Source organism: Kitasatospora sp. NPDC022856 (assembly GCF_055561235.1).
Genome location: NZ_JBVHHE010000042.1, coordinates 11748 through 36640, shown reverse-complemented (window position 1 = coordinate 36640; position 24893 = coordinate 11748). Strand labels below are relative to the sequence as shown.

The window sequence follows — 24893 nt, the reverse complement described above, 5'->3', positions numbered from 1 at the left end:
GCTCGGCGGCGTACTCGGTGCGGGCGACAGGCCGCACGCACCGTCACTCCACCCGGGAGGCCCGGGGTCGGTCGGCTCCATGCCCGCCGCCTCCGCGACCGGTGATTCGGCCATGAGGTGGTCACCCCGGGGATTCGCCCGAAGCCGTGCCCGTCAGTCGCCCCACCTTGACGTGATACCCCAGGGGGGTATGTAATCCAGGGCGTCGGAGGACCGGCCCGAACGATTCGGGGGACCCCCCGTGCCCCGGCTACCACCACGAGAAGGAGCCGGTCCTACGGACGCTGCGCCCCGCGTGATGCGCGCCTGCCCCCCCGGGGCACCCCTGCCCACCGCCAGCTTTCGAGGAGTCCGCCATGAACACCGCTGTGAAGATCACCGCCTTTGTCGCCGGCGTGGTCACCGTCTTCGGTGCCTCGTACGGGGTCGGCCACGCCACCGGCGACGGCGCGCCCACCGTTCGGCAGGCCGCCACGCCTCTGCCCACGGCGGACACACCCCCACCGTATTCGGAGCACCCGCCTCATCCGCAGCACCCGCCACCGAGCAGGTGCCCGGCGGCCTGCAGATCTCCGAACGCGGCTACATGCTCGCCCTGGAGAACCCGTACGTCACCGCCGGCGCCCCGACCGAGCTGAGGTTCCGCGTCCTCGGCGCCGACGGCCGCCCCGTCACCGACTACCGCCCGGCGCACGAGAAGGAACTGCACCTGATCGTCGCCCCGCGCGACCTCGCCACCTTCCAGCACCTCCACCCCGTGCGCGCCGCCGACGGCGTCTGGAGCACGCCGGTCGCCCTGCCGGCCGCCGGGGAGTACCGGGTGTTCGCCGACTTCACCCCGGCCGACGCCCCCGAGGGCCTCACCCTGGGCGCCGACCTGCACGCCGCCGGCGAGCTGCGACCCGTCCCGCTGCCGCCGACCGGACGGACCGTCACCGTCGACGGCTACACCGTCACCCTGGGCGGCGACCTGATCCCCGGACGGGCCGGGCGGCTCACCCTCTCCGTCAGCCGGGACGGTCAGCCGGTCACCGACCTCCAGCCGTACCTGGGCGCGGCCGGACACCTGGTCGCACTGCGGGCCGGTGACCTCGCCTATCTCCACGTCCACCCCGACGGCGAGGGCGCCACCGGCGGCCCGGCCGTCACCTTCACCACCACCGCGCCCAGCACCGGCGAGTACCGCCTCTTCCTGGACTTCAAGCACCAGGACACCGTCCACACCGCCGCCTTCACCCTCCCCGCGGCCGCCACCGCCCCGGCCACCCCTGCGCCGGCCCCGGCGTCAGCGGCCGCACCCACCACCGCCCACGAGGGGCACCAGCACTGACGCTGCGCACCGACCCGCCCCGCACGGGGCCCGCCCACGTCGTACACCGAACCTGCCTAGGAGCCACGGTCATGTCCGCCACACTCGAAGCCGTCCAAGCACCCTCCTCGCCGCGCCGGTGGACGGCGCTCGGCCTCATCGCCCTCGCCCAGTTCATGGTGATCATGGACACCTCGATCATCGGCGTCGCCCTCCCGGAGATGCAGACGGCGCTCGGCTTCTCCCCCGAGAACCTCTCCTGGGTCTTCAACGCCTACGTCGTCGCCTTCGGCGGGTTGCTGCTGCTCGGCGGCCGGCTCTCCGACCTGCTCGGCGCCAAGCGGCTGTTCACCACCGGCTGGGTCGTCCTCGCCGCCGGCTCGCTGCTCGCGGGCATCGCCTCGCAGGGCTGGGTCGAACTCGTCGGCCGCGCCGTCCAGGGCGCCGGCTCCGCGCTGATCGCCCCGGCCGCGCTCACCCTGCTGATCACCCTCTTCGGCCCCCGCCCTCAGGAACTCGGCAAGGCGCTGGCCCTGTACGGCGCGGCCGCCCCCGCCGGTGGCACCGCGGGCGTGTTCCTCGGCGGCGCGATCACCCAGTACCTCAGCTGGGAGTGGGTCTTCTACATCAACATCCCGGTCGCCCTGGCCGTCCTGTTCGTGATCCCCGGTGTGATGCCCGCCGCCACCGCCCGTCGCGGGTCCGTCGACTGGCTCGGCGCGCTCACCGTCACCGCCGGTCTCGCCGTCTCGGTCTACGCCGTCGTCCGCGCCCCGGAGGCCGGGTGGGACTCGGCGGGCACCTGGCTCGTCCTCGCCGCCGGCCTGCTGCTGATCGCCGCCTTCGTCGCACTCCAGGCCAAGCGCCGCGAGCCGCTCATGCGCCTCGGCATCTGGCGCAGCCCCAACCTGGCCGGCGCCAACCTCGCCCAACTGCTGATGGCCGCCGCCTGGATCCCGATGTGGTTCTTCCTCAACCTCTACCTCCAGCAGGTCCTCGGCCTGAAGGCCTTCGCCTCCGGCGCGGCCCTGCTGCCGATGACCGGCGCCATCCTGCTGATGATGATCGTGGCGGCGCCCCGGCTGATCGCCCGGTTCGGCCCCAAGCCGCTCATCGTCGCCGGGCTGGTCGCCCTGGCCGCCGGCATGCTCTGGCTCTCCTTCGCCCGCCCCGGCGGCAGCTTCGTCATCGACGTCCTGCCTGCCTCGCTGCTCGCCGCGGTCGGCATGTCGCTCGCCTTCATCCCCTCGCTCGGCACCGCCCTCGCCGTCCCCGACCCGGCCGAAGGCGGCCTCGCCTCGGGCATCGTCAACACCAGCTACCAGATCGGCTCCGCGCTCGGCCTCGCCGCGATGACCGCCGTCGCCGCCGCGCACGGCTCCCGCGAGCTCGGCAACCCGGTCACCGTGACCGACGGCTTCTCGGCCGCCTTCCTCGGCGCCGCCGCCATCGCCGCCGTCGGTGCCGTCGCCTCCGCCTTCACCATCCGCACCCCCTCGCCCGAAAAGGAGCCGACCGCCGCCGCCTGACACTTACCCCCCCCGACGGCGTCGTCGCCCCCCGGGCCGACGACGCCGTCCGCATGCCCCGCCCGGATCCGCAGCACCGTGGCGGGTCAAGGCCGTGCGCCAGGATGACGCGATGACGACCTGGTTCCGCACCTACGACGAGGACGGAGATCAGTGGCTGTACTTCGAGGCTGACGATGAGGGCTGGGCGGCGCGTCAGGTTGAGGTCCGGGGCGAGGATTCACGGCCGGTGGTGGTGACGGCGGAGGGCCACGCCGTCGGCGGGGGCGGGAGCGGTGCCGCCGGCACCCAGAGGGTCGCGGTGTGCGAGGGCTGCTCCCTCGATGCCCCCGCCGCCCACGAGCCCGTCCTGCACGACACCGCCGAGCGGGCCACCCCACCGCCATGAAGGACCAGCCGGCCGTAGGCCCGGCCGGAGATCGTGATTCCGGGACGCCAAGCCGCGCGACCGCCTGAAGGCACGCGGGCTCAGCCCGGTGACCACTGGACAGATAGTCTGTGCGTAGATAATCTATGCACAGATCGCCGAATCGAGGAGACCGTCATGTGGGAGTACGAGCACAGCATCGAGACCAGCGCCACCCCCGAGGCGATCTGGCGTCTCTGGGCCGACGTCAAGAACTGGGGCACGTGGAACGCCGAGATCGACAAGATCGAGATGAACGGCCCCTTCGCGGCGGGCACGCAGATCACGATGGTGCCGCCTGGGGAGGACCCGGTGCTGCTGCACATCGCCGAAGCCGTCGAAGACGAACTGTTCGTCGACGAGGCGCGCTTCGACGGCCTGCTGCTGCGCACCGTCCACCGGATCCACCGGATCGACGACGACCGTATCCGCGTGGTGTACCGGATGGAGATCACCGGCGCCGGCGCCGACGAGGCCGGCCCGCAGATCGGCCCGGGCATCACCGCCGACTGGCCCGAAACCATGGCCTCGCTGGCCGAGCTGGCGCTTCGCTGATGCCACTGAGCCCCGGCGACAGCCCCGGATTCCTGCTGTGGCACGCCACCCTGCGCTGGCAGCGCGACATCGCCACAGCCCTGGCCCCGCTCGATCTCACCCACGTGCAGTTCGTGCTGCTCGCCTGTACCTGGTGGCTCAATACCCAGGGCGAGCATCCCAACCAACTGGCCCTCGCGCGTCAAGCCGGCACCGACGTCAAGATGACCTCCCAGGTACTGCGCACCCTGGAACAGAAAGGACTCATCGAGCGAGAAGTCGACCCGGCCGACACCCGCGCCAAACGACTGCGCGTCACCGCCACCGGCGCTGACCTGGCCCCACGCGCGATCGCCGCCGTTGAGCGCGCCGACGCGCGGTTCTTCCAGCCGGTGCCCCTCGACGACGCGGTAGCCCTGCTCGGCCGCCTGGCCCATCCCGAAACGTGAAACGCCCTCACCGCCAGCCGCAGGCCACCGCCCCCTCGGGTCCGCCACCGGCGGGCCCGGTGGGGCGGTGGGGCGGTGGGGCGGTGGGGCGGCCGCCTCACGGCCGATCACCGCCTGACCGCCCGCACTGCTGGATGGCGGCTGGCAAGGCGTCAGGACCAAGGCGGGTCATTCGTCACAGATCTTGGCCGCCCTGTCTGTCTCTCCTGCCACCGGCGGGGACCTGCCCGATTGCTCGGCTTCACGCGTGAGCAGGCCGACAAGCCACGGGAGAGCGGGCGTCGCCGCCATGGCCGCCCGTGCTGGATCCCCTGGTCCGCGCCGGGGCCACGAGCGCCCAGAGCAGCGCGAGGATGTCGGATCTTCCGCCGTCTGCTGCCCGCAGTTGTCGAGGGCGGCGACGACCTGGCCGCGTCCCGGCCCCGGCCCCGGATTTTCTTAACCCCGTGCCGTCTGCACGCCATCGATGTCATAGTCGGACGTTGTGTGGACAACGCTTGCGCCGCTCATCGGCGTCCTGCTCGGCGGGCTCATGTCGATGCTGGCCCAGCGCTCGGCAGGACGCGCCTTGGAACGCGGCGAGGCGCGCCGCAGTGCTCGTGAGCGTGCCGAGGCGCGCCGCAACGACTGTTCCACGTCTCGTACACGGTCCAGGGCATCTGGCGGCTGCTGAAGCGGCACGGCTGGTCCTGGCAGCAGCCCGCCCGTCGGGCGATCGAGCGCGACGATGCAGCGGTCGAGGTGTGGAAAAAGGAGACCTGGCCGCGGGTAAGAGCATCGCGGCGGGGCTCGGGGCCTGGGTGGTCTTCGAGGATGAGGCCGGGCAGTCGATGACGCCGCCGCGTGCCAGGACCTGGGGCCGGGTCGGCCGGACGTCCGTTGTGAGGGTTCGCGGCCGGGGCTGGGGACGGGTGTCGATGGCGGGCATGACCTGCTACAAGCCGGGCGAGCGGTCCCGGCTGATCTACGCCATCCGCGAGTACCGAGGCCGCAAGGGCGAGCCGAAGGGCTTCGGCTGGCGGGACTTCCGCGACCTAATCATCCGCGCCCACACCCAGCTCGGCGGCCCGATCGTCCTCGTGTGGGACAACCTCCGCCTCCACCTGACCAAGCCGCTGCGGGAGTTCATCGAGGCGAACGCCGGCTGGCTCACCGTGTTCCAGCTGCCCACCTACGCGCCAGACCTGAACCCGCAGGAGGGCATCTGGTCGCTGGTCAAGCGCGAACTCGGCAACCTCGCCGCTGCCGACCTCGACCAGATCACCAGGGCAGTGAAACGCAGCCTCAAGCAGATCCAGTATCGCCCGGACCGGGTCGACGGCTGCCTGGCCGGCACGGGACTCGCTTTTGATCAGCTGACCGGCCGAGAACGTCCTGGCACACTCGCCCTGAACGGCGGCGACAGCGATCACGTCTCGACGAGAGCTTCCTCCGACGCCGGCGGGTAGAGGTCGAGAACGACATCGAGTCCAAGCGCTCCGATCTCGGCGAGCAGGTGAGCTGGCAGGACGCAGCCTCCTGACCGCTTTCACTGCCGAAACCGAGGACCAGCTCCAGGTCGCAGTCGGCAGACAGCCGCATCAGCTCCTCACGGCGCTCGCCAAGCAGTCCAACCAGGGCCGCAACATGCTCGTCGGGCCAGCGGTCACTTCCGAGGCCGCTCTCGCGGATCCACACACTGGCCTCCCGCCGGGCGCTGCTCGGATTGCGGGGGCTCGTCAGGCTGCCTCTCTCGAACTGATCATCCGGAACAATCCCCAGGCGAGTCGAGATCTCGCTGGCGCTGACTGTCTGGCTCGTGATCCGCAACGACCCGGCCGACGACTTCGTATCGGGCATCGGCAGCTGCAACATCTGGTCTTCAGGCACGTCATCACGATCGCAGGCCACCCCGACCCTGACCACCGAGTTCTTCAGCGCGGTCCACGCACCGGAGCGTGAGCAACCCGGGCACCCGACATCAGGAGTTCAAGTTCAGTAGTTGGCGCGAGGCGAGTCCTGGTCACGTTGTGCAATGACTGAGGGCGGCCTCCAGCCCCTCGGGGTCTGACGGCCGCCCTCAACGTCTAAATGGCGCCTTGGCGGGTGTCCGGTCAGCTTCTACCGATCGCGAGGGCGACGACGCCCATCGCCAGTGCCATGACGGCAACAGCAGTGGCAATCGGCACAGCCAAGGTCGGGAACAAGACAACAAGCACAGCCACACCCGCGCCCACGAGGATGATGACTATCGCGAGCAGCAGGATCACAAGCACTTTGATGTCGGTCATGCTGACTCCGCCCCTCGCGCTGCCGGCACCGCCGAACGCTGGGCGACGATGCCAGCAATGCGCCGTACCTTGCGGCGGAACACCTCCGCATATGCCAAGGGGTACCCCAGAGCGGACGCCACGTCCGTCCAGGATCTTCCGGGCTCGGCCATGAGCATGAGAGCCTCGGCCTCGGTGGGGGATAGCGCTTTGAGCACTGCGATCAGCCGCGGGTCGATGCGGTGGGTTTCGATGTACTGGGCCTCCGGCCCGGGGATCGATCCAAGCAGCAGCTCGAGCGAGCCGTCCCTCTCCCTCGGCTGCTTCACCCGGTTCCTCGACTGGCGCACTCGATGCATCAGACGGGCCCTGAGCGCTTCGTCGGTGGCCCCATTGTCCCGATATTCGACGAGTGCCATCGCAACGGCTGATCGCCAGACCGCTGGGTTCGTCAGACCCAATCGCCTGCGACTGAACTCGTCGATCACCGAGATGTTCCTAGCGAACACGGCCTTGCGGGCGATGGCGGCGTCCGTGCCGAAGGCCGGGCGTCCGCGGACGGAGGCTACCGAGGTCTGGTGGCTGTCACCGGTCGCGGCCTGGTGCCGCTTCGCATCGAGTTTGCGGCGGTGATTTTTGACCATGTCATCGTCCTGGTTCCGATGCACAACAGTCCCGTGACCCGGCGCATCGCAGGGCGAGTTCAGACTCACAGAGAAGATCGGCAGGATGCGAAGCACCTTCGGGCCATCTTCGCTTGCCAGTCACGGGCTGGTGCTCGGCCTCGGCCGCTGTCCGGCCTGCGCTCACTATACAGGGCTGCCGGCCATCCGCCGGGCCGCTTTGAATCCGAGTGATCGTCAATCTCCCTCCTGGCAGGCGTCGCTGGGAAGGAGTGAGTTCCCGGGAAGAGCCTGCGCGGTGAGCGCTGAACGTCGTCTGACGGTCGGCCCGCCCGGCCCGGCACCATTTCCGCTGGTGCCGGGCCAGTGTGCGTTCGCGCGCATTACCGGTTGCGAAAATCCGTGCGGGATTGTGGTGCTGCGCCCCAAGCCATAGACGTTCTGCGCACGGGTCCTGTCTGTTGGACTCTGCGCACCTCGAAGGGGTGAAGGAACACACCTCTTTCGAAGGGGGGCGTCATGACGCCCGTTCAGGCCTTGCGCAGGGCGCGGGCCGCCTCGACCGCCATGCTCGGCGGCAGGTCGGTGTCCGCCAGCTCGTGCGCCGCCAGCAGCCTGCGCACCTCACCCGGAACCTGCGCCACGTGCGGACGGCACAGCTGCGGCATGAACACCTGCCGCACCTCGATCACCGGCTGCTCAGTGGCACTGCCGGAGGAACCCACGAGCTGATCCGCTTCCCGGCGAACGTCTCCGTCCCAGCACGCCGGGTGCGCCGTACGGCCTTCTCCACCTCCAGTTGCCCGCACAGGGCCTGCTGAGCCTGCTCCGCCCTCTCCTTCAGCTCACGCAGCCCCAGATAGAGCGCCAACCGCTTCGGGCCCGGCTCCAACCGCTCGTTCTCCGGCATCGTCCGGCACGTCCCGTCCCTCGCCCGCCTGCGCCCGCCCCGCCCGCAACAGGGCCGACGGGTACCCGCGACCCGCCACCGCTGACCAGCAGCGTAGTGCCCACCCCGCCCTCCCCGCCCGCAACTTGGGACACCCCGCCTGCCCTGATGCCACATTCAGAGCCAACGCCGGGCCCGGCATCCCAACACCAGCGACCACCCGAGAGGACACCCGCCATGCACAACGACCCCGCCCGCAAGCCCGACCCCGCCCCCACCGGCGCCGACACGGCACCGGACACCCCGCCCGCCCCCGCCGGCACCTCCATCCTCCGCCAGACCGGGCGCATCGCCCTCCTCTCCCTGGCCGCCACCCCCGCCCCGATCCTGATCGCCATCGTCGACTGGTGGCTGAAGACCCACTGACACCCACCCCCGATGGGCGTGGCTACCTCCCACTACGGGCAGCCACGCCCATCAGGACCGACCCCCCCACCGTCCTACGCCCACCCCACGCCGTGTTCGGCGAGCTGCGCGAGCTGCCCGGGCGTGAGCTTCGCCCGGCGGGCCTTCTGGTTGTTGAGCCAGGTGCCCAGCGCGAAGTGCGACACCACCACTTTCTCCTCACCGCCGGGGCCGGCCTCCACGGCGACTACCGGCTCCTTGTGCGGGCGGGGCGCCCGGGGATGCCGCTCCCGCTTGACGAACTGGGCGAGCGCCGCCAGGCCCGGGGCGAACCGGTCGCCGCGGGACACCTTCTGCTTCGCCTCGGCCGCGGCCTTCGCAGCCATCAGCTCCTCGTCCTCCTCGATGCCGATCGCCGCCAGCAGGTCCCGCTGGTCCTCCTCCAGGTCCGGCCAGCCGGACCGCTGCGCCTGGACCCAGCGGCCGAGCTGCTCGCCCTCGAAGACGGTGACCAGCGGCAGCACGCGTGCCGAGCCTGGTTCCGGGCGTGAAGTCCGCTTCCAGTTCCCAGCTCTCCTCCGGACCGGCCGCCATCAGGCAGCTGTTGCAAGATCTACGTGCCGACGATAGTCGGTCGCGCCGACAAGGCCCTCCATCCTTCCGAAGAACGGTGGACCGCGGGCGAGTGCCGGTCCGACCCGCCTCCCTCTGCGAAGCCGCGACTCTCCGGTAACACCGGTGTCGGCGTGCTCATTGAGGTCCTTGAGCGTGCCTGGGCTGGCAACCTGAAAGGGTTCGATGCGACTCTCTCCGCGTGAACCCTGACGACAGTGACTATTGGCAGCGCTGGATATTGAGGCTGCTGGCCGTCCTTGCAGCCGATCCTTCCGAGCAGCTGGCCTGGGCCGGAAAGCACTACGTGAGAACTGCCGCCGTCGCCGACGACGTCGAGTTCGTCCTGCACCTGGCTGAAGGCATGGCGGAGCGGAGAACCCTCGAGCCGGAAGCCCTCCAGGACCTCAAGACCATCAACCGGCTCATCTGCGACCTGGATGACCGCAGTCGTGCCGGCCGGTGGATCGACACAGTGGCTGCCGACTCGACCTGGAGCGAGGTAAGGACAGTGGCGCGCCAGACCCTCGTCGCCCGGCTGGGCGACTGGCGTCTGCCACTGCCAGGCCGCGTGCCGCCTCAACACATCCATGACTGACCGTTCGTCCGTACCTCACCGAGCGCGTTCACCACAGATCCCGAAGTAGGCATCCGGCCGAGACCAACACCGCCCAGCCCGGTAACCGGCCCGGCGGTCCGCTCCGTTCCGACCGCCGTCGTCCCGTCCGTCTACGCCCACTCCACGCCGTGTTCGGCGAGCTGCGCGAGCTGACCGGGTGTGAGCTTCGCGCGGCGGGCCTTCTGGTTGTTCAGCCAGGTGCCCAGCGCGAAGTGCGACACCACCACCTGCTCCTCGCCACCGGGGCCGGCTTCAACGGCCTCGACCGGTTCCTTGTGCGGGCGGGGTACCCGGGGGTGCCGCTCGCGCTCGACGAACTGGGCGAGCGCGGCCAGGCCCTGGGCGAACCGGTCGCCGCGGGACAGCTTCGGCTTCGCCTCGGCGGCGGCCTTCGCGGCCACCAGCTCCTGGTCCTCGGCGATGCCGATCGCCGCCAGCAGGTCCCGCTGGTCCTCCTCCAGGCCGGGCCAGCCGGCCCGCTGCGCCTGCACCCAGCGGCCGAGCTGCTCGCCCTCGAACACCGTGTCCAGGGGCAGCCGGGGTCAGTCGACCAGGCCGTCGGTGTCCAGCCACCACATCCGGGCGGTCGCGTAGGCGCGCTGCCAGGTGATCGGCCACACCGGGCACCACCATGGATCGATCTCCTCCAGCGCCCTGCGCCGCTCGGGCGCGAGCGCCCCCTGCTCGCCCGTCGGTACCTGCGCCGCGGCGATGGCGAAGGCCGGCTCGGCGGCCGAGCACCTGCGCGCGGCATGGCAGGCCGTCTACGGCCGGTCGCCCGATCCCTCGGGCGCCTACAGCCAGGCGATCAAGGCCGCGGAAGCGGCCGCGCACGCGGTGCTGGAGCCGAACAACGCGAAGGCCACGCTCGGCACGATGATCGGGAAGCTGCGCGACGCCCCGCACAAGTTCCAGGTCGCGATCGACGGCCCCTCCGGCGGAGACCCGACCCCGGTGCTGACGATGCTCCAGATGCTGTGGCAGGGACAGACCAGCCGCCACGGAGGCCAGACCCCCACCCGGCCGGAGAGCCGGGAGGCCGCCGAGATGGCGGTCCACCTGGCGACGACCCTCGTCCGGTGGTTCGTCACGGGGGCCGTCACCCGCCAGCCGTAGTCGCGCCGTTCCGGCCGGCGTTCGTTGACGAGGTCGTCGTCGATGTCGATGTCCCGGTGGTGCCTGCCGCTGCCTCGCTGGCGTGCCCGCCCGCCCCGGCTGGCCGTCGCTTGATGCCGCGTGTGGGCCACGGAGCCCGGGGCCGCCGTCCCCGCCGGACACCGACCCGCGGAGCCTCCAGGGGCTGCCCGTCGCCGGCCCGCTCGGGGGCCTGCTGCGCCGCCTGCTGCCGAGATCCTTTGTGGCCTTGGGCCCTAGGAAATGCCTGGGCCCCAAGGGCACACGAACGGTCAGGTGGGACGGTCAGAAGTTGTTCTGGCCGTCGGTGGTGATCCGCGGGGACTGGATCCCGCCGTAGTAGCCGTAGTGGCCGTCGATCGTTGCCCAGAACCCGGCCTGGACCACGTACGTGCCCGCCGGCGGGTGCTCCCAGCCGAGCTGGTCGGTCTTGTACTGTCCGCCCGTGGCGTTCCAGCCAAGGCACGTGAAGTCGTACGCCTGGCTCGTGGAGCCGTCCTGGTTGACCCGCAGGGCCTGGAAGCACACGTCAATGTTGAGCCCGGACGTGTTGTAGACCCAGGTACTGGCACCGAAGTCGTCCCACCCGGAGAAGCCGTCGATGCCGGCATCGACGCAGGACGCGAGCCAGACACCGCCGGCGACCTGAGCGTACGAGGAGCGGCAGGGCGGATTGTTGCTGGTGATGTGGGCGCTGGCGCTAGTAGCAGCACCGAGGCTGCCCGCAACCAGCGCGGCGCTTGAGGCGACGAGCACGACAAACCTCTTGAGACTGTGCACGGTGTACCCCCGTATCCGGCTGACAGCTATGGGGCAACTCTATGGAGCGTGGCGAGCTACGCGCAGGGAAGAACCGGCCATTCACCCCGACGTTCTCGTGGCTCCTGGGGTGGTGTTGGTGGGGCGTGTGCGGGTCTGTGTGGCGGCGTCCCCTGCTGTGTCACGAGGGGACAGCAGGGTTGTGACGACTCGTCCTTTCTGGTTGTGGGGGTTACTGAGGTTTTCAGGATGGAGTCGGTGGGGTGAGCGGCAGGCCGGTGCCGGCCAGGCACCCATCGATAAGGGCGGGTCGAAGTTGGATGTGTCGCAGTCCGCGTCGGAGAGTGCGGGTGAGATGATCCGGATCGGTGAAAGCGGTGTTCGCTGTCGGGCCGCGACGCAGGAGCGACCACAGGCCTTCGACCGGATTGAGGTCCGGTGCGTATGAGGGCAGTTGGAACACGGTGAGCCACTCCTGCTTCGCCGCGTACTGCTTCATGCCGACGGCCAGGTGAGTGTTGAGATTGTCCCAGACCAGGACGATCGGGCCGCCGAGCTGAATGTGCGCACGGACGGCGAGATCGCGGTAATCGGTCCAGGCGAAGCTCTTGCGGGCTCCCTTGAGCGGCATGTGAAAGCGGGGCCGGTAGATCACCCTGCTCTGCTCGCCGGGCTTGTAGCAGCACAGCGCGGCCACCGAGATCCGACGCCGGGAACGTCCCCGGACCCGGACCACGGGCGTGTGCCCGCGCCGGCCCCAGGTGCGGGCGCGCGGCGGCGTCATCGCGAACCCGGCCTCGTCCTCGAAGACGACCCAGGCTCCGAGCGCCGCCGCGGTGCTTTTACCCGCGGCCACACCTCCTGTTTCCACAGCTCCACCGCGCGCTCGTCCCGCTCGAGCGCCCGGCGGGCCGGGGCCTGCCAGGACCAGCCGTGCCGCTTCAGCAACCGCCATACCGTCGCAATCGACAACGCCATCCGGAACCGGCGGCCGATCACCGCCTGGACCCGGACCAGCGTCCAGCGCTGGTCCTCGTACCCATGGGCGGCCGGACCTCTGCCCAACTCCGCCTCCAGCTCGGCGAACTGGGACGCCGACAACTTCGGCACGCTCGCCGGACCCGCCGAGCGCAGGGCATCCGCACCACCCTCACGCCAGGACCGCCGCCAACGCTCCACCGACCGCTCGCTGACCCGCAGATCCCGGGCGATCGACGCGGTCTTCTCGCCCGCCTCGAACCGGGTACCGGCCTCCAGCCGCACCTGTTCACGAAACGCCCGCCGCTCAGCGGTCAGGCCCCCACCCTGCGCATACCGCACACCATTGACATACCGCAGGGATCACTACCTGTCACCACCGACAACAGAACGAAGACCTCAGTAGTCGTTGCCGCCGAGGTGGCCCTCGGCCCGAGCGGGCGACATCGTGGCGCCCGCCGGCTCGTTCCGGCCGGGGCCGAGCGTCATGGCGACGCCCGTCACCGGCGCCACGACACCCGACTCACCGCAGAGGAGCACGCCGGTGACCATCGATCCCCATGCCAGCCGCGGCAGCGCCGGCTCCCGACGGCCGGCACCCGGCGGGCACGACCGAGCCGTCGAGCGGCTGCTCGGTCAGACCGCCGAAGCCGCGGCCATCGCCGGCCGCGATAGGAGCCGCTCGCACGCCGGTGAGGGTCAGGGCCTTTCCCGCGAGGAGGCCCTGCGCCTCTTCCTCGCCGAGGCCGAAGGGCCCGGCCGCGACCGCGCGGCAGGCCCCGATGGCGGCGAGGACTTCGCGACCGCCATGCGCGAGATCGCGGGCGATGTGGCCGGCTACCACGCCGGCACCTACGTTCCACCCGCCTGGTGGGCGGACCACAACCGTGCCCGGCTGGGCCTCGACTCCCTGGCCCGCGCCACCGTGACACGCCCCAAGGCCGTCGCCCTCCTCGCCCGCTACGCGGACGAGGACTGGAAGCACCGCGCCGGCCGGCCGCCCGGCGACATCGACACGCGTGACGTCGACGACGAGATCGACGGTGCCCGGGTGTTCGGCTGCATCCTGCACCTGGCAGGCCATCCCATCAGCGCCGTCTTCTGGTGGCGTCTCGCCGCCGCCGGCGACCACGTCTCCGCGTTCGCCCTCTACCTCCACCACCTCCACCGCGGAGAGCTGGACGAGTCGGAATGGTGGTTCAACCAGGCGTGCGCCGCGGCTGGGGAAGTCGGCGGCTCTCCCATGCCCCCAGGCCTGCCGAACCTGCCGGGCTACCTCACCAAGGTGGTGCCCGCGGTCCTCCCACCCTGGCACAGTCGGGAGTCGGTGCGGCCCACGGGCGAACTCGCGGCGGAAGTCAACCGCCTGGTCGTCCACAGCGAGCCCGGCGACCTCCTGGTCATCGACGGAGTCGCGAGCCGGCCCGGCCCCCGCCTGGCCACGCAGCTGGAGGAACTCGCAGGCCGCCGGTGAGAACCACGGCTCTGTGCCGTGTGCCCGCAGGCACGACGCCAGGGCCCGAGGCCACCGGAGCCGACGTCGTCGGCCGGCCGCCCCGGTCGGGGCAACAGGAGCGGTCTGGGCCCGGGGTCCCGCCGGGTACGCGCGACACCTGCCCGGCTTCGAATTCGGTAGCTGCACGGACGACTGCCGCAGATCCTGGGAACCCAGGAACGGCCGGAGTCGGGCCGAAGCCTCGGCGGCGGGTCACAGCGGGGCACCGCCTGACCGAGCCGGCTGTTCCCGGCCAGCGCGCGGGCAGGCGCCGTGCCCGACGGCGGAGTGACACCACGCCGTCTCCTGAACTCCGCCACCAGGCCGTGCTCCCGGTCTGCTCCACCGCGCGGGGCGGGCTCGACGCCGTCCCGCCCCGCCGCGCCCTGCTCCTCGGTGCGCGGCCTCGTCTCGTGCATGTCCGTCTCCTTCTGCGTCGGGTGCGGTGAACACGAGCCGCGGGAAGGCGGGCCGGGACGGCAGCGGAGCGCCGCGGGCCCGCTTCAGGCGGTCCGTGGTGCCGGACGGTAGGCACGGGAGAAGGCGAGCCAAGGGGTGTTGAGTGCCGATTTTCACCGGGACCCTGGGCCTGGTGGCGGGTGCCGAACCGGCGGACGATACATCGCCAGCCGGCCGGCCAATCCGCGTTCGGGACCGGAGTTCGAACAGATCCGGGCCTGTGAAAGGCTGTCGCCCCCGGGTGCGGAGGTGGCGGCCGGGATGTCCGGACGACGGTGCGCGGTGACGCCGGGCGCGGCGGTCAGCGGGCGAGCGTGATGGTCAAGCTGTCGTTGGGGCAGGCGGCGCCGAGGTCGCGCAGGACGTTCTTCTCGGTGGTGTCGACGCTCTGGCTCCAGCGGGTCTTGGAGACGGTCCAGCGGGTGAGGTAGTCGCACTCCTCTGCCTTGACCGAGGGGCGCCATTCGGCGACGTCCTTTCGGACTTCTGGCGGTTCGAGCGGGCGGTGACGGCGACCAGGTCGCGCGGCTCGTCCAGGTCGTTGGCCGTAGGCCTGGCGCTCGGCCGCGCTCCAGGCGGAGGCCCCGCTGTCCCAGGCCTCGGCGAGCGGCACTACATGGTCCACGTCCAGGCCGGCCGCGTCGGTGACGGTCACCCCGTCGTAGATCGAGTACCAGACTCCGCCGGTCAGCGAGCAGCCCGGGCCGATCTCCGGCGCCTCGACGGCTTCCCGGAGGATGACCTCCTTCCTGGTGTTGCAGCCGTCCTTGTCGGCCTCGATCCAGTGCCGGAACTTCGTGCGCTCGTAGCCGGCCCTGCTCTCCTCGGCGACGGGCAGCGCCTCGATCGCGTCGCGGAGCGGGATGGTCACACTTCGCCGGCCGCCCGCCGCTCAGCCGAGGGGCCGGGTGCGGCGTGCGTGGGTGAGGCGAGCAGGCCGAGGCAGGCAGCGGCCGAGAGGACGGACACGAGCACAGGACGCGTGCGCACGGAGTCTCCAGGAGAGAGGCATGAGCGGGACGCACGGCCCAACGACGCTCGAGCGCGGCGGCCACGGCTCCTGACCGAAGTTCACCACCTCCGGCCGACCTGCCACAGCTTCCGGTATTCGCAGGCGTGAGGCTGCCCTCGGGTCGGCCGGCCACGGACCGCGTGGTCCGGTGGGTGCTCGGGGGCACCCCGGTTCAGTAGTGAGCCCTGGTCACCGTCATCGGTGACCAGGGCTGTTGGCGGCTTTCGCAATCACAGGCCGAGTTCCCGCCCTTCCGGGAACGTCGTGGTGTCCGCTACGACGACGGACCCGTGGAGGGAATCGACGATGGTCCGCAGCCCTGCGGCCTGGAGGATGATGTCCAGCGCCTTGTCCATGGTTGAGGTGACCACCTGGCACATCACATCGGCTGGGCTGCCGGGCGCGGCAGTATCGATCATGGCGTCGAGGTCGGCACCTTCGTTCCAGGTGACACGGACGGCGCCTGCCGGAAAGCCGGCGCTCCGTTCGGCCATGACCCGGACGCCCGGGACTCCCGCTCCGGGGCTGATCGGCAGGCCGGCCAAGTCCAGGGCCCGCTTGAGGCGGGGCAGGATCCGCTCGGTGCGCAGATCTCCGCGCAACTGCTCGGCCTCCTCGTCCATGCCGAGGAACTCGGCGAATTCCAAGAGTCTCCGCGGCTCGAGCTCGGGGCCGTCCAGGTCCTCGCCGTCCTCGGGACCGTTCTGGTCCTGGTCCTGGTCCTGGTCCTGGTCGTCGGCGGGGGCCGATGGGGCGTGGTCGCTGCTCACGTGTGCCCTTCTGGTGGGTGAGGAACTCGTTCGTCGTCGGTCATGACGGATCGTCGTCGGCGCCGGCCAGGTCGAGGATCCGGCCGACCTCCTCGAAGATCTCATCCTGGGTGCAGGCGTTGAGGCCGATCAGCGAGGTCATCATGGTGGCCGCCAGCGCGGCGAGGTCCACCAGCAGGTCATAGAACCTGGCCTCGCCCTCGATCCAGACGCGCGCCAGGATCACCGGAGCCTCCGCGATGGTGGCGGGGTCGAAGAAGACCCCGAGGATGGCGGGCACCTCGTCCTGCCACGGGACGTCCTTGCCGTGCCCCTTCCTCCGGTCCTCGGTGGCCTTGGCCAGAAGGTCCCGCATGAGCTTGGCCGGTTCGAGGTCGTGGTGCTCGGCGAACAGGCCGGTGACGGCGACGCCGGCAGCGAGGAAGGAGATGTTCTCCATGCCACCGGCGGCGACGTCCTTGCGGGCGGTAGCGGCCACGACACGGCACACGGGGTGCTCGGAGCGAACGGCGGCCGTTTGGCAGGCAGGGTCCAACGAAGCGCGCAGCAGCGCGAAGACCGGGTCATCAACAGCGGGCATGGCCTCATCCTGCTCCGCGCGCCGACTCCTGTCCGGCGAATCCGTAATCGGATGCTGACGCCCCGTTACATCCACGAGTGCGGCGTCGGAGGGCCTGCGGGAGCTGGCGAGCGAGCTCAACCGCGCGACCCTGCGCGCGACCCTCCCCTCCACCGACGTGCCGGCCTGAGCTACGCCCCGACCGAGCGGCTATCGCATCTGCTTCCCGGGCTCACCCTCCAGTCGCGAGACAGGTGTGGCCGGGCTTCGGCATCGCAGCTCACCCCCGAGATCCGGGAGAGGGCCCGAGCGTTCATGCAGCAGACCCTCGAACGGGACTGGCCCGGCTACATCGGCCGCCTGATCGCCGACGGCAGGATCCGCACCGCGTGATCGGACTGCAGGCCCCAGCGTGGATTCTCCGGTTCCGGCCCCTTGGCGTGGGGGCGCCCTGTTGCCTCCGCGCGCTCTTGACGGCCTGCCAGGAGAGCGGAACGGTGAGGGGGCGCAAGGACTCGCAACCGGCCTGGCAGAGGGAGTGGTCATGGCACTACGGTTCAGGGGCATCGACCCGGACACGCCGAACGGTGGTTCGCCGACCGTGTGGTTGGAGGACGAGAAGGCGGAGATCGTCGTCCAGGGCTGGCTGCCCGACATGGAGATGTACCGCGTGATCAGCGAGACCGAGTGGGTGGAGGGCCACGCCACCGGCGTCCCGGACCACGAGGGCGTCGTCCGGCTCCCGGTCCGGATGATCCCGTTCCTGCGAAAGGTGTGCGATGAAGCCGAGCGTGCCGGACTTTGGCGCCCTGCTGAGGAGCGCTGAGTGCTCCGCCTGCCACCTGGAGATGCGCGACTCCTACATGGACGATCCCGTCTTCGCCGACTGGCGGGCCGGCCTTCCGGTGGACCGGCCCGGGGAGTACGACCTGCCCGAGGAGTACACGGCCTGGGCGGCACTGGTGCGGGAGACCGTCGGTCGTGGGGCGGTGATGCGCCGGGCCCGCATCGTCTCGGAGCCGGTCACCGCCTACATTCGGTGGGAGCACGCGATCACCGAGCGGCACAACGTCGCGCTCGGCGAGCAGGTCCGCTGGCTGCCCCGGTCGAAGGCGTCCGACCTGCTGCTGCCGGGCAACGACCTTTGGCTGGTGGACGAGCGCCTGGTGCTGTTCCACTGGTTCACCGGCGACGGCGAGTGGGCCGGCCACGAGACGACCGAGGACCCGGCCGTGGTGAAATCGGTGGCCGCGGCCTTCGAAGCGGTCTGGGACCGGGCCGTCCCGCACGCGCAGTACACCGTCTGACCAACCCGTCCACCACCACCCCCAGCGGGCAGCCAGCACCATGCCGTCGTCACCGTCCTCCAGCGTCATCGAAGCGCGCAAGGCCCTCGCCGCCCGCCTGGTCGGCCTGCGCAAGGACGCCGGCCTGACCGGCGAAGAGCTGTCCGTCCACTGCGGGTGGCACCCGGCGAAGACCTCCCGCATCCAGAGCGGCCGCTCCGCCCCCTCCGAGGACGACCTGCGCGCCTGGTGCACCGCCTGCGACGCCGACGACCAGGTCCCCGACCTCATCGCCGCCGCCCGCGCGGTCGACTCCATGTACACCGAGTGGCGCCGCATGGAACGCACCGGCCTGCGCGCCGCCCAAGAGGCCGTCGCCGCCCTCTACCGCCGCACCGGCCACTTCCGCGTCTACGCCAGCCGCGTCCTACCCGGCATGGTGCAGACCCCCGAGTACACCACCGCCGTCCTGCGCTCGATCCAACGCGCCCGCGTCGAGGTCGACGACGTCGCCGACGCCGTCGAAGCCCGACTGGAACGCCAGCGGATGCTGTTCTCCGGCCGGCACCGCTTCGGCCTGCTCATCGAGGAGTGGGTGCTGCGAGCCGCGGTGTGCGACCCGGACACGATGGCCGCCCAGCTCGGCCACCTGCTCGCCGTCTCGGCCAGCCCGTTCGTCAGCGTCGGCGTCATCCCGACCCGGCCAGACCGCCCGCACCTGCCGGTCGAGGACTTCTACCTGTTCGACGAGGCCGAGGTGGCCGTCGAGCTGACCTCCGGCTACCTGCGGATCACCCAGCCCCGCGAGATCGCCGACTACGTGCGCACCTTCACCGACCTGGCCGCCATGGCCGTCCACGGAGCCGAGGCCCGTCAGCTCATCACCGCGGCCATCGCCACGCTCGGGTGACTTCGCGCAAGAAGGCGCAACCTCGTTGAGGGCCCGGCTGTGCACTCCCTACGGTCGAAACGGTCGCCCGCCGTGACGGACCGGAGACCCGGACCCGGCGGGCGAGCCGGGGCCGCTGCGCACGCCCGCCCCCGTCGGGCGGGCGCAGCCGTCACTGCCCGACGAGAGAGCGGAGAACCGCCGTGGCCGCGCACCGCATACCCCGCCCACCGGCCACGGCCGCGCCCGGGCAGCGCCGGAGGGTACGAGGGCCCCAGTGACCACGACCGTCGAGATCCTGACGCTTCCCTCAGCCGCCAGTTCCGCCAGGGCGCTGCTGCCCTACGAGCCGCAGTCCGCATCGGCGGCCCGGCGCCTGGTGCGCACCACGCTGCGCGCCTGGGGGCTGGACGACCTGGTCGAGGCCGGCGAACTCATCGTCAGCGAGCTGGCGGGCAACGCGGCGAAGACCGGCTGCCGACGGAAGATGACGGTCACGGTCGAGCGGATCACGGACCGGTGCGTGCGGATCAGCGTCCGCGACGGCTCCCGTGCCATGCCCTGCCTGATCGACGCGGGCCTCGCCGCCGTGTCGGGCCGCGGGATGGCCCTGGTCCACCACCTCACCGGCGGGCACTGGGGCGTGACCCTGGAGCCGTTCGGCAAGACCGTCCACGCGGATCTGCGCACTCGCGCTCCCGGCCCGGCGTAGCCCGCGCGGGCCGGGTCGGCCCTCTACTCCTCCCGGTCCCCGGGAGGGCACCATCACAGCGACGGAAGGAGCTCGGCATGGACCACGACGGAGGCCACGGCGGCGGAGGCTCGGGCGGCGGTGGCGGCGAGGGGGACGGGCACCCGGGCACCCCGTGGACGCCGCCCTCGGACCCGCCGAACCCCGACGGCAGCACGCCGCCCGGTGACGGAGGCCACCGCAAGTGACCAGCACCGCGCAGAAGGAGGGCCGCCCCGAGCAGGGGCGGCCCGCCCGCACGTGGGACGCGGCCTTCACCGCGGTTCCCCGCTCCCTGTTCCTGCCCGACCTGATGTGGGCGCACGACCTGGTTACCAACACCAGCCGAGCTGTCAGCAGGACTGCCGACCCGGACGGCTGGGCGGCGGCCGCCGCGGCCGACCTCCCGATCGTCACGCAGTGGGACGACGGCCGGCACCACGGCGAGCAGCACGGCAGTGTGCCGACCAGTTCGGCCTCCCAGCCCTCGGTGGTCGCCGCGATGCTGGAGCACCTGGACGTCCAGGCCGGGCAGCGCGTCCTCGAGGTCGGCACCGGCACGGGGTGGAACAGCGCGCTCCTGTCCCACCGGCTCGGCGACGCCAACGTGGTCACCGTCGAGATCGACCCCGACGTCACCGCCCGCGCCCGCACCGCGCTGCACAAGGCCGGCTACCGGCCCACCGTGGTCTGCGGCGACGGCGTCGCCGGCTGGCCGCCCGGCGCCCCGTACGACCGGATCGTGGCCACCTGCGCGCTGCGCGAGATCCCCCACGCCTGGATCCGCCAGGCCCGCCCCGGCGCCCTCATCCTCACCCCCTGGGGCACCCACTACAGCAACCTCGACGCCCTGCTGCGCCTGGAGGTGGACGACGACGGCGCGACCGCGTCGGGCCGCTTTCTGGAGCCGGTGGAGTTCATGAAGCTGCGCTCCCAGCGCCTCACCTGGCCTGAGCCGCCCGGAGGCGGTGGCACCCTCGCCGAGGGCAGCACCGCGACCACGCCGCCCGAGCACGGCCGGCATGCCGCCTTCACCTTCCTGATGGGGCTGCTCCTGGACGGCGTCACGCACGCGGTCCAGCCGCACGACGACGGCGCGCGCACCCTGTGGCTGTACTCGCTGACTGAACCGGCCTGGTCGGCGGCGACGTTCCGCGAGGGCGAGCGCGAGCACCCGGTGCGCCAGTACGGAGCCAGGCGGCTGTGGGAGGAGTTCGAGACCGCCTACGCCTGGTGGACCGCAGAGGGCCGGCCGGGCCTTGCCCGGTTCGGCCTCACCGTCACCCCGGACGGGCAGCGCCTGTGGCTGGACGACCCCGCCCAGCCCCTGCCACGCTGACCGCACCGACCACCCAGCGAGAGGGGACCGGGCCGTGGACGACGAGCCGTTGAGCGAGTGGGCCGCGCGCCGCAACCGACGCCTGCGCCCGGTCGGAGCGCGACGGGTCGTCACCACGGCTGCCGCGCACATCGACCCCACCGCCCCTCGGCTGCTTCAGGAGTGGGACGGGCACGGCTGGGTGGCGGTGGCGCTCACCGACGAACCACCGACAACCGCGGTGGCGACCGGCTCCGGCCGCCACCGCCGACCCTGACCTACGCACCGACCACACCACCCGCCCGATCCACGACAGCCAGGCGGCCCCGTTCCGCCGCCGGCTGATCCCGTTGCCCGATCGGCGGCTGCTCGTTGGACCCGCCGAGCGCCCCGACCAGGGCGCGCGGCTGCGCCTGCTCCACACCGCCCGGCCCGGACACCCCCACCGGACCGGGCGCAGCACGGTGAAGCTCTCGGGCGGCCGGGCCCGTACACAGCCCGGCCGCCCAGCCGAGCCGGGACGCGCACTGGGACCCCCGGGTCTCCATGCCCCGTACCCGTGGGCAGCTGCGCACCCTGATCGGCGACGGGTACCGGGCTGGCTGGTTGGACCTGGCGGTGCGGGTCGCGCTGGAGGACCTCGCGGGGGACCTGCCGAACCGGCGCTGGGCCGTGTTCTCGCAGGCACGGTGGCACTGGCGGGAGCTGCTTGCCCACTGGCGCGACCGCCAGGCCGTCCAGTCGGTGGGCTGACCCGGTCCGGCTACACCACCGCCGGACCGTGATGCCATCCTGCGTCCGGGCCGCGAGCGCGCGGTGGCGCTGATCGCCTGCGCGCTCATCGCTCGCGGTGCCACGCTGGCCCGATGGACGAGCACGACGAGCAGCTGCTGCGCGGCCGCGTCTACGGCGCCGAACCGGGCGAGGACGCTGGCCCCGAGCCGGGACACGAGTACCGGGAGCTGGTGGGCGGGCCGCTGGATGGCCAGTTGGTCGACGTCACCGGCTGGGACCCGGACGAGCTGGAGTGCGGGGCCGCGCTGATCGCGCCGCTGGGCCACTACGGCGCCGGCGGCCGCGCGCACTACGAGCCGCGCCCCGGCGACCCGCTGCGCTGGGACTGGGAGGGCGACTCGGCGTAGGCGGCCTCTTGGACAGTCACTCCTACCAACAACAGCGGGAGGCCTGCGCACCGCGCACGACGTGCTGGCCGCCGACCTGAACGGCGAGGACCCGGACGAAGCCGCCGCCCTCAACAAGCTGCTGGTGGAGCTGGAGCACACCTGCGCCCCGCTGCCGGTCCCGCAGGTCGACCTGAGCGACGCGGACGTCATCGCCCGCGTCCTCGCCGACCCCCGGCTGGCCGCTCGCGGACCGCTGGCAGGCCCAGCAGGACAACGCAGGCTGAGCTTCCCACGAGGGGCGTTGAGGTCCGGTGTCAAATGCCGGTGCTGCCCGGCGGGCTGAACCTCTACGGTGTCGCAATGACCTTGTGGACTCCCCTTTCCGGCCGTGAAGGCGGCACCGTGGCCCTGCGCGCGGAAGTCTCCGCCGCCTTGGAGAGCCCGCTGCGTGAGTGGCTGTACTCCGCGCTGCGCCGCCCCGTTGGAGAGGTGTGGCGGCGGGTCGCGCTCCGCTGCGACCTGGTGCTGGGCCACGAGGGCGAGGCCAACTATGAGGCGGTCATCGCCTTCCAGGTGCCGGCGGAGCATCTCCTGGAGGTCGTCGACGCGGCGCTGGACTTGCTACCGGTGCCGGTGCCGGTGCCGCTTGTCTCCGCTCGCCGGGCCGAGGACCCGCCCATGGATCGGAAGACGGTGGCTCTGGTGGCGCTGGCGAGCATGGGCGAAGTGCTCACCCAGCAGCGGGGGGTGGACCGCGCCCCACTGCAGCAGCTGCTGGACGACGCGCGTTCGCGGTACACCGTCCGCGCGGACGGCCGCGCCCTGGTGGCCCGGGTCGATCCGGCGCTCGCGCGGGTGCTGCAGGCCGCGGTGGAGAGCGGGGAGCAGCCGGAGCGCGGGTCGGCGGCGGAGCACCTGCGGGAGGCGGTCGAGCGGGCGTATGCGTTCGTCCCGGATCCGGTGAAGGCGTTCAGCGAGGCGATCAAGGCGGTGGAGTGCGCGGCCCACGCCACCCTGCAGCCCAACCACCGTCGGGCGACGCTGGGCACGATGCTGGGAGAGATGCCCAAGCTCGCTGGCGCGCTGGTCTTCGAGATCGAGGGCGCCGATCCGCAGGACGGCGTCGAGATGGTCCGCCGGATGATGAAGCATCTGTGGGACGGCCAGAGGAGCCGGCACGGCAAGCAGGACCCGACCCGCAAGGAGACCGAGGCACAGGCGGTGGCCGCGGTCCACCTGGCGGCCACGCTGGTGCAGTGGTTCTCCTCCGGCGCGATCCGCCGGGCGTAGGACGCGGGCGGCCCCGGCGTCGACCGGCTCGGACTCACCGTCACCTTGGACGGCGGGTAGGCATGGCTGGACGATCCCATCCAACCGATCTGACCTTCGTCCCACCCAGCCCAGCCCGGCGCCGCGAGAGCGCCTCGCGGCGCCGGAACCAATGCCGAACTCTTTGCCTGTCCTCCCACAGCGTCCGCTGGCCACTGGCCCCGAACGGTTGGCAGCCGTGCCGGGCCGAGAACGACTCCGGCCGGGGTCTACGCTGCTACGCGCTTCGCAGGTGCCGCCGTTTGCCAGTGGGGGCGCGCTCGAGGGCGTGTTGGAGGTCGGTGCGGGTCATGGTGGAGCGGTGGGGGATGTCGAGGTCGGTGGCGCGTTTGTAGAGCTCGGCCTTGGTGAGCTGGGAGAGCTGCTGTTTGCCGGTGGTGCTGGCGCGCTTCGCGGCCGTCTTGCCAGCGGTGGTCTTGCCCGTGGCGGTCTTGTGCGGGGTGGTCTTGCCGGTGGGGGTCTTGGCGGAGGTGCTCTTCTTTCCGCCGGCGCGCTTGGGGGTGCTGGTGGCCGTCGTCCGGGTGGGGGTCTCCGTGGCGGGGGTGGTGGGTTTGTCCTGGCGGGCGGTGTCGAGGCTTTGGCGTAGGGCGTCCATGAGGTCGATGACGTTGGTGGCCTCGGGGGCGGGGCCGGTGGAGACGGCGATCTCGCGCCCGGCGAGCTTGTCCTGGATGAGGGTCTTGACCTGGTCCTCGTAGGTGTCGTGCCACTCGTCGGGCTTCCAGTCGAGGGCGAGCATGCCGATGAGCTGTTCGGCGGTCTTGATCTCCTGGGTGGACAGGTCGGTCTTCTCGGGGAGGTTGTCGATCTCGGTGCGGGGGTCGCGGACCTCGTCGGCGAAGTGCATGGTGTGCAGTTCCAGCAGGCCGCCGTGGGAGCGGATGGCGGTGAGGTACTCCTTGCCGCGCATCGCGAACATCGCCAGGCCGGCCTTGCCCGCGTGGTCGAGGGCTTCGACGAGGAGGGCGTAGACCTTCTGGTACTCCTTGCCCTTGGGGCCGAGGTAGTAGGTCTTGTCGAAGAAGATCGGGTCGACGTCGGCGAGGTCGACGAAGCCGGCGATGTCGATGGTGCGCGAGCGGCCGGGGGAGATCTGCTCCAGCTCCTCCGGTTCGACGACGACGTACTCGCCCGCGGTGACCTCGTAGCCCTTGACGATCTCCTCGTACCCGACCTCCTGGCCGGTGAGTTCGTTGACCCGCTTGTTGCGCACCCGGTCGGAGGTGCCGCGTTGCAGCTGGTGGAAGCGCACGTCGTGGGACTGCGTCGCGGTGTACAGGGAGACGGGCACGGTGACCAGGCCGAAGGTCAGCACTCCGGTCCACACGGGTCGAGCCACGGCGGCCTCCTGCTCGCGTCGTCGGCACTCGCCGCGCGCTGGTGGGCGCGGGTCCAGCCAGCGTCGCCGCCGCCTCGCCGGCGCGCAC

34 protein-coding genes and 1 pseudogene are annotated in these 24893 nt (G+C 71.5%); 22 read left to right on the top strand and 13 right to left on the bottom strand.

What is annotated here, in order from left to right; all coding sequences use genetic code 11:
• Positions 1-550 precede the first annotated feature (550 nt).
• From ACZ34W_RS32935 to ACZ34W_RS32910, 6 genes and pseudogenes are all read left to right on the top strand, one after another.
• Positions 551-1330, top strand: coding sequence for a hypothetical protein (locus ACZ34W_RS32935; protein WP_465609379.1), 780 nt, complete (start codon positions 551-553; stop codon positions 1328-1330).
• 71 nt (positions 1331-1401) lie between these two features.
• The gene (locus ACZ34W_RS32930) at positions 1402-2838 is read left to right on the top strand and encodes an MFS transporter (RefSeq protein ID WP_465609377.1); all 1437 of its coding nucleotides are present in this window, start codon (positions 1402-1404) and stop codon (positions 2836-2838) included.
• A 112-nt stretch (positions 2839-2950) separates the two neighbouring features.
• A complete protein-coding gene (locus tag ACZ34W_RS32925) occupies positions 2951-3226 on the top strand; it encodes a hypothetical protein (protein ID WP_465609375.1) in 276 nt (91 codons plus the stop codon).
• A 156-nt stretch (positions 3227-3382) separates the two neighbouring features.
• Positions 3383-3799, top strand: coding sequence for an SRPBCC family protein (locus ACZ34W_RS32920; protein WP_465609373.1), 417 nt, complete (start codon positions 3383-3385; stop codon positions 3797-3799).
• Positions 3799-4227, top strand: coding sequence for a MarR family winged helix-turn-helix transcriptional regulator (locus ACZ34W_RS32915; RefSeq protein WP_465609371.1), 429 nt, complete (start codon positions 3799-3801; stop codon positions 4225-4227). Before ACZ34W_RS32920 ends, ACZ34W_RS32915 begins: the two co-directional genes overlap by 1 nt.
• Before the next feature lie 624 nt (positions 4228-4851).
• Positions 4852-5579 (top strand): annotated as a pseudogene (locus tag ACZ34W_RS32910) (IS630 family transposase); the annotation flags it as partial.
• Here ACZ34W_RS32910 and ACZ34W_RS32905 read toward each other — a convergent pair.
• Positions 5512-6066 carry a DUF4279 domain-containing protein gene (locus ACZ34W_RS32905; RefSeq protein WP_465609396.1) on the bottom strand — a complete coding sequence of 185 codons (555 nt, stop codon included), beginning with the start codon at positions 6064-6066 and terminating at the stop codon, positions 5512-5514. The pseudogene ACZ34W_RS32910 and the gene ACZ34W_RS32905 sit on opposite strands and share 68 nt — an antisense overlap.
• Here ACZ34W_RS32905 and ACZ34W_RS32900 point away from each other — a divergent pair.
• Positions 6026-6208: a hypothetical protein gene (locus ACZ34W_RS32900; RefSeq protein WP_465609398.1), complete on the top strand. Its 183-nt coding sequence runs from the start codon at positions 6026-6028 to the stop codon at positions 6206-6208. The genes ACZ34W_RS32905 and ACZ34W_RS32900 overlap by 41 nt on opposite strands.
• Before the next feature lie 112 nt (positions 6209-6320).
• On the opposite strand, the gene ACZ34W_RS32895 is transcribed toward ACZ34W_RS32900, so the two are convergent.
• From ACZ34W_RS32895 to ACZ34W_RS32885, 3 genes are all read right to left on the bottom strand, one after another.
• Complete coding sequence (locus ACZ34W_RS32895) at positions 6321-6497, bottom strand: hypothetical protein (RefSeq protein WP_465609369.1); 177 nt, start codon at positions 6495-6497, stop codon at positions 6321-6323.
• The gene (locus ACZ34W_RS32890; protein WP_465609367.1) at positions 6494-7216 is read right to left on the bottom strand and encodes a hypothetical protein; all 723 of its coding nucleotides are present in this window, start codon (positions 7214-7216) and stop codon (positions 6494-6496) included. Before ACZ34W_RS32890 ends, ACZ34W_RS32895 begins: the two co-directional genes overlap by 4 nt.
• 413 nt (positions 7217-7629) lie before the next feature.
• Positions 7630-7824 carry a hypothetical protein gene (locus tag ACZ34W_RS32885; RefSeq protein WP_465609365.1) on the bottom strand — a complete coding sequence of 65 codons (195 nt, stop codon included), beginning with the start codon at positions 7822-7824 and terminating at the stop codon, positions 7630-7632.
• Between the two features lie 401 nt (positions 7825-8225).
• On the opposite strand from ACZ34W_RS32885, the gene ACZ34W_RS32880 reads away from it, so the two are divergent.
• The gene (locus ACZ34W_RS32880; RefSeq protein WP_465609363.1) at positions 8226-8414 is read left to right on the top strand and encodes a hypothetical protein; all 189 of its coding nucleotides are present in this window, start codon (positions 8226-8228) and stop codon (positions 8412-8414) included.
• 74 nt (positions 8415-8488) lie between these two features.
• Here ACZ34W_RS32880 and ACZ34W_RS32875 read toward each other — a convergent pair whose 3' ends face one another.
• Positions 8489-8917 carry a helicase associated domain-containing protein gene (locus ACZ34W_RS32875; RefSeq protein WP_465609361.1) on the bottom strand — a complete coding sequence of 143 codons (429 nt, stop codon included), beginning with the start codon at positions 8915-8917 and terminating at the stop codon, positions 8489-8491.
• Positions 8918-9207: 290 nt separating this feature from the next.
• Here ACZ34W_RS32875 and ACZ34W_RS32870 point away from each other — a divergent pair, with 290 nt between their 5' ends.
• Complete coding sequence (locus ACZ34W_RS32870; RefSeq protein ID WP_465609359.1) at positions 9208-9603, top strand: hypothetical protein; 396 nt, start codon at positions 9208-9210, stop codon at positions 9601-9603.
• A 131-nt stretch (positions 9604-9734) separates the two neighbouring features.
• Here the strand turns inward: ACZ34W_RS32870 and ACZ34W_RS32865 are convergent, their stop codons facing one another.
• On the bottom strand, positions 9735-10145 hold the full coding sequence (locus ACZ34W_RS32865) for a Helicase associated domain protein (RefSeq protein ID WP_465609357.1): 411 nt from the start codon (positions 10143-10145) through the stop codon (positions 9735-9737).
• An 85-nt stretch (positions 10146-10230) separates the two neighbouring features.
• On the opposite strand from ACZ34W_RS32865, the gene ACZ34W_RS32860 reads away from it, so the two are divergent.
• Positions 10231-10740, top strand: coding sequence for a hypothetical protein (locus ACZ34W_RS32860; RefSeq protein ID WP_465609355.1), 510 nt, complete (start codon positions 10231-10233; stop codon positions 10738-10740).
• A 303-nt stretch (positions 10741-11043) separates the two neighbouring features.
• On the opposite strand, the gene ACZ34W_RS32855 is transcribed toward ACZ34W_RS32860, so the two are convergent.
• The 3 genes from ACZ34W_RS32855 to ACZ34W_RS32845 form a co-directional block, all read right to left on the bottom strand.
• Positions 11044-11514 (bottom strand): hypothetical protein, encoded by a 471-nt coding sequence (locus tag ACZ34W_RS32855; RefSeq protein WP_465609353.1) that lies wholly within the window; start codon positions 11512-11514, stop codon positions 11044-11046.
• A gap of 247 nt (positions 11515-11761) precedes the next feature.
• Positions 11762-12837, bottom strand: a protein-coding gene (locus ACZ34W_RS32850; protein WP_465609351.1) for an IS630 family transposase whose coding sequence is annotated in 2 segments (ribosomal slippage) — positions 11762-12388 and positions 12391-12837 — 1074 coding nt in all. Because the reading frame shifts where the segments join, the coding sequence is not laid out codon by codon here.
• Positions 12838-12894: 57 nt separating this feature from the next.
• A complete protein-coding gene (locus ACZ34W_RS32845; protein WP_465609349.1) occupies positions 12895-13047 on the bottom strand; it encodes a hypothetical protein in 153 nt (50 codons plus the stop codon).
• On the opposite strand from ACZ34W_RS32845, the gene ACZ34W_RS32840 reads away from it, so the two are divergent.
• Entirely contained in the window at positions 13040-13969 is a 930-nt protein-coding gene (locus tag ACZ34W_RS32840) for a hypothetical protein (RefSeq protein WP_465609347.1), read from the top strand. The genes ACZ34W_RS32845 and ACZ34W_RS32840 overlap by 8 nt on opposite strands.
• Positions 13970-14750: 781 nt before the next feature.
• Here the strand turns inward: ACZ34W_RS32840 and ACZ34W_RS32835 are convergent.
• From ACZ34W_RS32835 to ACZ34W_RS32825, 3 genes are all read right to left on the bottom strand, one after another.
• Positions 14751-15320 (bottom strand): HNH endonuclease, encoded by a 570-nt coding sequence (locus tag ACZ34W_RS32835; RefSeq protein WP_465609345.1) that lies wholly within the window; start codon positions 15318-15320, stop codon positions 14751-14753.
• 371 nt (positions 15321-15691) lie between these two features.
• Positions 15692-16231, bottom strand: a complete 540-nt coding sequence (locus tag ACZ34W_RS32830; protein ID WP_465609343.1) for a hypothetical protein — start codon at positions 16229-16231, stop codon at positions 15692-15694.
• A 40-nt stretch (positions 16232-16271) separates the two neighbouring features.
• Complete coding sequence (locus ACZ34W_RS32825; RefSeq protein WP_465609341.1) at positions 16272-16709, bottom strand: hypothetical protein; 438 nt, start codon at positions 16707-16709, stop codon at positions 16272-16274.
• Positions 16710-17334: 625 nt separating this feature from the next.
• Here ACZ34W_RS32825 and ACZ34W_RS32820 point away from each other — a divergent pair.
• From ACZ34W_RS32820 to ACZ34W_RS32770, 11 genes are all read left to right on the top strand, one after another.
• On the top strand, positions 17335-17616 hold the full coding sequence (locus ACZ34W_RS32820) for a hypothetical protein (protein ID WP_465609339.1): 282 nt from the start codon (positions 17335-17337) through the stop codon (positions 17614-17616).
• A complete protein-coding gene (locus tag ACZ34W_RS32815; RefSeq protein WP_465609337.1) occupies positions 17570-18097 on the top strand; it encodes a DUF6879 family protein in 528 nt (175 codons plus the stop codon). Before ACZ34W_RS32820 ends, ACZ34W_RS32815 begins: the two co-directional genes overlap by 47 nt.
• A gap of 40 nt (positions 18098-18137) precedes the next feature.
• Complete coding sequence (locus ACZ34W_RS32810) at positions 18138-18986, top strand: helix-turn-helix domain-containing protein (protein ID WP_465609335.1); 849 nt, start codon at positions 18138-18140, stop codon at positions 18984-18986.
• A gap of 256 nt (positions 18987-19242) precedes the next feature.
• Positions 19243-19677 (top strand): ATP-binding protein, encoded by a 435-nt coding sequence (locus ACZ34W_RS32805; protein ID WP_465609333.1) that lies wholly within the window; start codon positions 19243-19245, stop codon positions 19675-19677.
• A 77-nt stretch (positions 19678-19754) separates the two neighbouring features.
• On the top strand, positions 19755-19904 hold the full coding sequence (locus ACZ34W_RS32800) for a hypothetical protein (protein WP_167745251.1): 150 nt from the start codon (positions 19755-19757) through the stop codon (positions 19902-19904).
• Positions 19901-21034: a methyltransferase domain-containing protein gene (locus ACZ34W_RS32795; protein WP_465609331.1), complete on the top strand. Its 1134-nt coding sequence runs from the start codon at positions 19901-19903 to the stop codon at positions 21032-21034. The genes ACZ34W_RS32800 and ACZ34W_RS32795 overlap by 4 nt, the downstream gene beginning before the upstream one ends.
• Positions 21035-21068: 34 nt before the next feature.
• The gene (locus ACZ34W_RS32790; protein WP_465609329.1) at positions 21069-21290 is read left to right on the top strand and encodes a DUF6087 family protein; all 222 of its coding nucleotides are present in this window, start codon (positions 21069-21071) and stop codon (positions 21288-21290) included.
• Between the two features lie 269 nt (positions 21291-21559).
• Complete coding sequence (locus ACZ34W_RS32785; protein WP_465609327.1) at positions 21560-21766, top strand: hypothetical protein; 207 nt, start codon at positions 21560-21562, stop codon at positions 21764-21766.
• A 113-nt stretch (positions 21767-21879) separates the two neighbouring features.
• Positions 21880-22155 carry a hypothetical protein gene (locus ACZ34W_RS32780; RefSeq protein ID WP_465609325.1) on the top strand — a complete coding sequence of 92 codons (276 nt, stop codon included), beginning with the start codon at positions 21880-21882 and terminating at the stop codon, positions 22153-22155.
• Between the two features lie 61 nt (positions 22156-22216).
• Positions 22217-22480, top strand: a complete 264-nt coding sequence (locus ACZ34W_RS32775; protein WP_465609323.1) for a hypothetical protein — start codon at positions 22217-22219, stop codon at positions 22478-22480.
• Between the two features lie 17 nt (positions 22481-22497).
• Positions 22498-23427, top strand: a complete 930-nt coding sequence (locus tag ACZ34W_RS32770) for a hypothetical protein (RefSeq protein ID WP_465609321.1) — start codon at positions 22498-22500, stop codon at positions 23425-23427.
• A gap of 256 nt (positions 23428-23683) precedes the next feature.
• Here the strand turns inward: ACZ34W_RS32770 and ku are convergent, their stop codons facing one another.
• Positions 23684-24805 (bottom strand): non-homologous end joining protein Ku, encoded by a 1122-nt coding sequence (gene ku, locus ACZ34W_RS32765; RefSeq protein WP_465609319.1) that lies wholly within the window; start codon positions 24803-24805, stop codon positions 23684-23686.
• Positions 24806-24893 lie beyond the last annotated feature (88 nt).